The sequence below is a fragment of the Aeromicrobium sp. PFPM2_SD2 genome (assembly GCF_057364525.1).
Window position 1 is genome coordinate 1 of the sequence record NZ_JBNFNZ010000123.1, and the last position, 6,181, is coordinate 6,181.

Sequence of the window (6,181 nt, forward strand, 5' to 3'; positions counted from 1 at the left end):
CTCCGCCCCCGCCGCGTCCGCCGCCGCGTGCGCGTCCAGGACCGCCTCGGCGGCGGCGTGCCCCGCGTCCACGAGGGCGTCGGTCTGCGAGAAGTCGGTCATCGGCACGTCCAGCTCGGGGAAGCCGATCTCCACGACCCGCACGGACGGACCCAGGTCGACCGTCGGGCGCAGCCGCATGGAGGCGCCCAGCGACATGATGAGCACGTCGATCGGGTTGCGCGGCGCGCGGGCCCGCACCGGCGGGCTGACGTTGAGCACGTAGACGGTGGTCGGCGCCAGGTCGACCGCCCCGGCGAGCGGGACGTTGTCGGTGATGCCGCCGTCGACGTGGAGCGACTCCTCGCCGGTCACGGGGTTGGTGAGCACCACGGGCGGGAAGACCGCCGGCAGCGCCGTGGACGCCAGCAGCAGCTCCTGGACGTCGCCACGGTCGTGGTACGACGGCAGTCCCGAGCCGAGCTCGGACGTGACGACCCGGACCGGCGTGGGCAGGTCCTCGAGCCGGCCGTGCGGCACCCAGTCGGCGACGACGCGGGCCAGGTTGACGTTGTCGTACAGGTAGGGACGCCGGCGGGCGAGGTGGCGCAGCCGGGTGAAGGTGGTGCCAAGGAAGATCGTGCCGCCGCCGATGTCGCGCCAGCCCTCGTGGAGCTCGGCGACGCGGGCCGGCGTCGGGTCGCAGGCCAGGAAGGCCGCGTTGAGCGCACCCACGGACGTGCCGACGAGGTGGTCGGGGACGACGCCACGCTCGAGCAGCGCTCGCAGCATGCCGATCTGGGCCGCGCCCCGGGAGGCTCCTCCCGACAGCACCAGCACCGTCCGTCCCTGGTCACCCATGCCCGCCTCCTCGTCCGTGGGACCTGCAGGTACCCCACGCCAGGATTTCTACACCGGTGATGTCACGTGCAGGTGACGGCGGACGTCCGGGGGTTACGACGCGGTGACGACGGGGGAGAGATCGGCCTCGAGGTCCTCGAGCTCGTCCAGCAGGGCCCGCAGCTCGGCGCCGGAGGTCGGCTCGGCGCTGCGGAGGGCGGCCACGAGGGAGAGCACCTCGTCGCGTCGCCAGCGGGCCTCGGCCTCGGCCAGGGGATCGTTCGTCACGCCCTCCATGGTCGGCCCGCGCACCAAGGACTTGAGGCATTCTCGGCCCCGGCGAGTCTGTGACGTCGATCGTCACACGGGTGGGACGCTCAGCGCCGGCGCCAGGCGCCGGTCGACCACAGCGCCCACAGCACGAGCAGCGGCTGGAACAGCAGCCGGACACCGCGCTTGGCGTCCGAGTCCAGCCCGAACGCGTCGGTGTGCGTGACGTACTGCGAGACGTTGCCGGGGAAGATCGCGACGAAGAACGCGGCCAGCAGCCAGCCGACGGCCACCTTCCGCCGTCCGAGCAGCAGCGCCGCGCCGCCCAGCCCGATCTCCACGAACCCCGACACCACCACGACGGTGTCCTCGTCCAGCGGCGTCCAGCCCGGCACCTGGGCGCGGAACTCCTCGCGCGCGAAGGTCAGGTGCGAGACGCCGGCGAGGACCAGGACCGCGCCGAGCGCGAGCCGGCCGACGGTCTGCGGGGCCGACGTGCGCGGGTCCTCGTGCAGCGGGGTGAGCGGCATGCGCCGAGTCTGGCAGCGTCCGCGCGGGGCGGCACGCGGAGCGCGGGGACGACCGGCGACAATGGACGGATGCGCCTGGTCGACCTGCTGCCCTCCGGCACCACCACCGACGAGGACGTCGTCTACGACGCCTTCGTCCAGTGGGTCGAGAAGCGCGGGCTCGCGCTGTACCCGCACCAGGACGAGGCGGTGCTCGAGTGCCTCTCGGGCGCCAACGTCGTGCTCGCCACCCCGACCGGCTCGGGCAAGAGCCTCGTGGCCACCGGCGCCATCGCCGCCGCGCTCGCCCGCGGCGAGTGCAGCGTCTACACCGCCCCGATCAAGGCGCTGGTGAGCGAGAAGTTCTTCGACCTGTGCGAGGTCTTCGGTGCCGAGAACGTCGGCATGATCACCGGCGACGCCGCCGTCAACGCCGACGCCCCGATCGTCGCGGCGACCGCCGAGGTGCTGGCCAACATGGCGCTGCGCGAGGGCGAGCAGACCGACGTGGGGCTCGTCGTCATGGACGAGTTCCACTACTACGCCGACCCCGACCGCGGCTGGGCCTGGCAGGTGCCGCTGCTGGAGCTGCCGCACGCCCAGTTCCTGCTCATGTCGGCCACGCTCGGCGACACCACCCGCCTGCAGCAGCGCCTCCAGGAGCGCACCGGACGCGCGACGGTGGCGGTGACCACCGCCGAGCGTCCCGTGCCGCTGGTCAGCGAGTACGTCATGACGCCCGTGCAGGAGACGCTCGAGGGGCTGGTCGAGACGCACCAGACGCCGGTCTACGTCGTCCACTTCACGCAGGCGGCCGCGCTCGAGCGGGCCCAGGCGCTCACCAGCGTGAAGGTGGCCACCCGCGAGGAGCGCGACGCGATCGCCGAGCAGATCGGCGACTTCCGGTTCACCTCGGCGTTCGGCAAGACGCTGTCGCGGCTGGTGCGCATGGGCATCGGCGTCCACCACGCCGGGATGCTGCCCCGCTACCGCCGCCTGGTGGAGACGCTCACCCAGGCGGGCCTGCTCAAGGTGGTCTGCGGCACCGACACGCTGGGCGTCGGCATCAACGTCCCCATCCGCACCGTGCTGTTCAGCGGTCTGAGCAAGTACGACGGCACGCGGCAGCGCCAGCTCCAGGTGCGCGAGTTCCAGCAGATCGCCGGACGGGCCGGCCGCGCCGGGTTCGACACCGTCGGCCACGTGGTCGTGCTGGCGCCCGAGCACGAGATCGAGAACGCCAAGGCGCTCGCCAAGGCCGGCGACGACCCCAAGAAGCGGCGCAAGGTCGTGCGCAAGAAGGCGCCGGAGGGCTTCGTCTCCTGGAACGAGGGCACGTTCGACAAGCTGGTGAACGGCACGCCCGAGCCGCTGGTCTCGCGCATGCGGGTCAGCCACGCCATGGTGCTGGACGTCGTGAGCCGCCCCGGCGACGCGCGGGCGTCCCTGGAGCGGATGCTGCGCGAGAGCGACGAGACGCCCGAGCGCCAGGACGCGCTGCTGGCCCAGGTCGACGAGATCCTCGACGCGCTGCTCACCGGCGGCGTGGTGGAGCGGCTCGACCCGCCGGACGAGGAGGGACGCACGCTGCGGCTGACCGTCGACCTGCAGGCCAACTTCGCGCTCAACCAGCCGCTGAGCCCGTTCGCCGTCGCGGCGCTGGAGCTGCTCGACCCCGAGTCCGAGACCTTCGCGCTCGACGTCGTGTCGGTCGTCGAGGCGACGCTGGACGACCCGCGGCCGATCATCTCGGCCCAGCGGTTCCGCGCCCGCGGCGAGGCCGTCGCGGAGATGAAGGCCGAGGGCATGGAGTACGAGGAGCGCATGGACGCCCTCGAGGACGTCGAGCACCCGCAGCCGCTGCGCGACCTGCTGGAGGCGGCGTACGAGACCTACCGCGCCGGCCACCCGTGGGTCGCCGACCACCAGCTGCGACCGAAGTCGGTCGTGCGCGAGATGTGGGAGCGGGCGATGACGTTCTCCGAGCTGATCTCCGAGTACGGGCTGGCCCGGTCCGAGGGCCTCGTGCTGCGGTACCTCTCGGACGTCTACAAGACGCTCGTGCGCACCGTCCCCGAGCGCGTCCGGACCGAGGAGCTCGGCGACCTCACCGAGTGGCTCGGCGAGCTCGTCCGCCAGACCGACTCGAGCCTGCTCGACGAGTGGGAGCAGCTCGTGCACCCGGGCGAGGACGTGGCGGAGGTGAGGCCGCAAGCCGACGCCAGCGCGCCGCCGCGCCCGGTGACCGGCAACGCCCGGGCCTTCCGCGTGCTCGTGCGCAACGCCCTGTTCCGCCGGGTCGAGCTGGCGGCGCTCGGACGCTGGGACGCCCTGGGCGACCTGGACGCCGAGTCCGGCTGGACCGCCGACGCCTGGCGCGAGGCCGTGGAGGAGTACCGGGACGAGTACGAGTCCCTCGGCACCGGCCCGGCCGCCCGAGGCCCGCAGCTGTTCATGGTCACCGAGGACGGCGACACCTGGCGGGTGCGCCAGCGTTCGACGACCCCGCCGGCGACCGCGACTGGGGCATCAGCGCCGAGGTCGACCTGCCGGCGTCCGACGCGGCCGGCGAGGCCGTCGTGCGCGTCCTGGACGTCGGCCCGGCGTAGCCGGGCTCGAGGTGTGACCCCGGCGCGGCCCGCCTAGCGTGGGGCCATGATGCGCTTCGGGTACACCCTCATGACCGAGCAGACCCCGCCGCAGCGGCTCGTGCAGCACGCCGTCAGCGCCGAGCGGGCCGGCTTCGACTTCGCCGTCAGCAGCGACCACTTCTTCCCGTGGGTCGTCGAGCAGGGCCACAGCCCCAACGCGTGGGTGATGCTGGGCGCCGTCGCCCAGGCCACCAGCACGCTGCCGCTGATGACGTACGTGACCGCGCCGATCATGCGCTACCACCCGGCGGTCGTCGCCCAGCAGGCCGCGACCCTGGGCATCCTCAGCGAGGGCCGGTTCACGCTGGGCCTGGGCGCGGGGGAGAACCTCAACGAGCACGTGGTCGGGCGCGGGTGGCCTCCGGTGAACGTCCGGCACGAGATGTTCACCGAGGCCCTGGACATCATCAACGCGCTGTTCGACGGCGGCTACGTCTCGTACCGGGGCAAGCACCTGAGCGTGGACTCGGCGAAGCTGTGGGACCTGCCCGAGCAGCGCGTGCCGATCGGCGTGGCGGTGAGCGGCGAGCAGTCGATCAAGGTGGGCGCGCCGCGGGCCGACGTCATGATCTCCACCGAGCCGGACCCCTCGCTGGCGCCGCTGTGGGACGAGCACGCGCGTGGCGGACCGGGCGGGCGCAAGGTCGCCCAGCTGCCGATCGCGTGGGGCGCGGACGCCGAGGCGGCGACACAGCGGGCGCACGACCAGTTCCGCTGGTTCGCGGGCGGCTGGAAGGTCAACGCCGAGCTGCCCGGACCGTCGGCCTTCGCCGGTGCCACGCAGTTCGTGCGGCCCGAGGACGTGGCCGACCAGATCCCGTGCGGCGACGACGTCGACGCCGTGGTCGAGGCGGTGCGCCCGTTCGCCGAGGCCGGCTACACCGACCTCGCCCTCGTCCAGATCGGCGACGAGGCCCAGGAGGAGCTCTTCGACACCGGCGTCGAGCGGCTGCTGCCGGCGCTGCGCGAGGCGTTCGGCGACTAGCTCAGTCGGCCGGCCGGTGCGACGGGTCGACCAGGTCGGCGAGCTCGGGGTGCTCGTCGAGGTAGTGGCGCACGTACGAGCAGGTGGGCCGCACGGTGCGTCCGGACTCGCGGACGTCCTGCAGCGCGGCGCCCACCAGCTCGGCGGCGAGCCCCTGGCCGGAGAAGCGGTCCTCGACCACGGTGTGGTCCATGAGGACGCTGTCGCCGTCGGGGACGGCCTGGGTGAACCCGGCCAGCTCGCCGTCGACGTAGATCTCGTACCGCTCGTCGGTCGGGTTGTGCTCGATGGAGGTGCTCATGGCCCCACTGAACCTCAGCGCGGGGCGAGCCGCACGCGGCGCCCGCTGATGGCGGCCACCCGCAGTCGCACCAGGGTGGTGCGCGCGCCCGACGCCCCAGGGGCGCAGCCCGCGCTCCACGAGGGCGGCGTGGAGGTCGGCGTCGTCGACGACCTCGGCCCGGCCGCGCACCAGGATGCTCCAGCCGTCCTGGTTGGTGTCGTCGTGGTGGTCGACCTGGAAGGCGACCTGGTCGCCGCCGTCGAGCGCGCGATGACGCCGTCGGCCAGCGTGAGCCAGAAGACGTCGCCGTCAAGCTCGCGGTAGTTCACCGGCACGAGCTGCAGCGTGCCGTCGGCGTCGACGAACGCGACGCGTCCGACGACGCCCACGCCCAGCAGCCGCCGGGCCTCGTCACGGTCCAGGACGATGGGTCCCTGCTCGGTCATGTCGCTCCTTCGTCGTCGGGCTCGACGGCCAGCTCGGCGCGCTCGCGGCGCGTCTCGGCCTCGGTGAGGGACTGGTCGGCCTCCTCCTGCGCGGCCACCGCGGTCTCGAGCTCGGTGCTGGCCTGCGCGAGCCGCTCGGTGAGGTCCTCGACGTCGCGGTGGGCCTGGGCCAGGCGCAGCGACGTCTCGTCGTAGGCGGTGCGGCGGCGGGGCGAGGT

At 73.3% G+C, this 6,181-nt stretch carries 6 protein-coding genes and 2 pseudogenes; 2 read left to right on the top strand and 6 right to left on the bottom strand.

The window, feature by feature from the left end:
• The 3 genes from AC2W7G_RS07755 to AC2W7G_RS07765 all read right to left on the bottom strand — a co-directional run.
• Positions 1–840, bottom strand: an 840-nt coding sequence (locus tag AC2W7G_RS07755; RefSeq protein ID WP_485867922.1) for a patatin-like phospholipase family protein, incomplete at its 3' end; no start/stop codon positions are given.
• Between the two features lie 93 nt (positions 841–933).
• Positions 934–1,107: a hypothetical protein gene (locus AC2W7G_RS07760; RefSeq protein ID WP_485867923.1), complete on the bottom strand. Its 174-nt coding sequence runs from the start codon at positions 1,105–1,107 to the stop codon at positions 934–936.
• An 89-nt stretch (positions 1,108–1,196) separates the two neighbouring features.
• The gene (locus AC2W7G_RS07765; protein ID WP_485867924.1) at positions 1,197–1,619 is read right to left on the bottom strand and encodes a DoxX family protein; all 423 of its coding nucleotides are present in this window, start codon (positions 1,617–1,619) and stop codon (positions 1,197–1,199) included.
• A gap of 69 nt (positions 1,620–1,688) precedes the next feature.
• Between AC2W7G_RS07765 and AC2W7G_RS07770 the strand changes: the two are divergent.
• Positions 1,689–4,207 (top strand): annotated as a pseudogene (locus tag AC2W7G_RS07770) (DEAD/DEAH box helicase).
• Positions 4,208–4,253: 46 nt separating this feature from the next.
• The gene (locus AC2W7G_RS07775; RefSeq protein ID WP_485867925.1) at positions 4,254–5,234 is read left to right on the top strand and encodes a TIGR03557 family F420-dependent LLM class oxidoreductase; all 981 of its coding nucleotides are present in this window, start codon (positions 4,254–4,256) and stop codon (positions 5,232–5,234) included.
• Position 5,235: 1 nt separating this feature from the next.
• On the opposite strand, the gene AC2W7G_RS07780 is transcribed toward AC2W7G_RS07775, so the two are convergent.
• The 3 genes and pseudogenes from AC2W7G_RS07780 to AC2W7G_RS07790 all read right to left on the bottom strand — a co-directional run.
• The gene (locus AC2W7G_RS07780) at positions 5,236–5,535 is read right to left on the bottom strand and encodes a GNAT family N-acetyltransferase (protein WP_485867926.1); all 300 of its coding nucleotides are present in this window, start codon (positions 5,533–5,535) and stop codon (positions 5,236–5,238) included.
• Positions 5,536–5,679: 144 nt separating this feature from the next.
• Positions 5,680–5,814, bottom strand: a pseudogene (locus AC2W7G_RS07785) (hypothetical protein); the annotation flags it as partial.
• A gap of 145 nt (positions 5,815–5,959) precedes the next feature.
• Positions 5,960–6,181: hypothetical protein (locus AC2W7G_RS07790; protein ID WP_485867927.1), on the bottom strand; the 222-nt coding region annotated here is incomplete at its 5' end.

What these genes read in the sequence shown, in the direction of transcription:
- AC2W7G_RS07775 (WP_485867925.1), top strand. Translation starts at nt 4,254, where the DNA reads ATGATGCGCTTCGGGTACACCCTCATGACCGAGCAGACCCCGCCGCAG.
- AC2W7G_RS07765 (WP_485867924.1), bottom strand. Translation starts at nt 1,619, where the DNA reads ATGCCGCTCACCCCGCTGCACGAGGACCCGCGCACGTCGGCCCCGCAG.
- AC2W7G_RS07780 (WP_485867926.1), bottom strand. Translation starts at nt 5,535, where the DNA reads ATGAGCACCTCCATCGAGCACAACCCGACCGACGAGCGGTACGAGATC.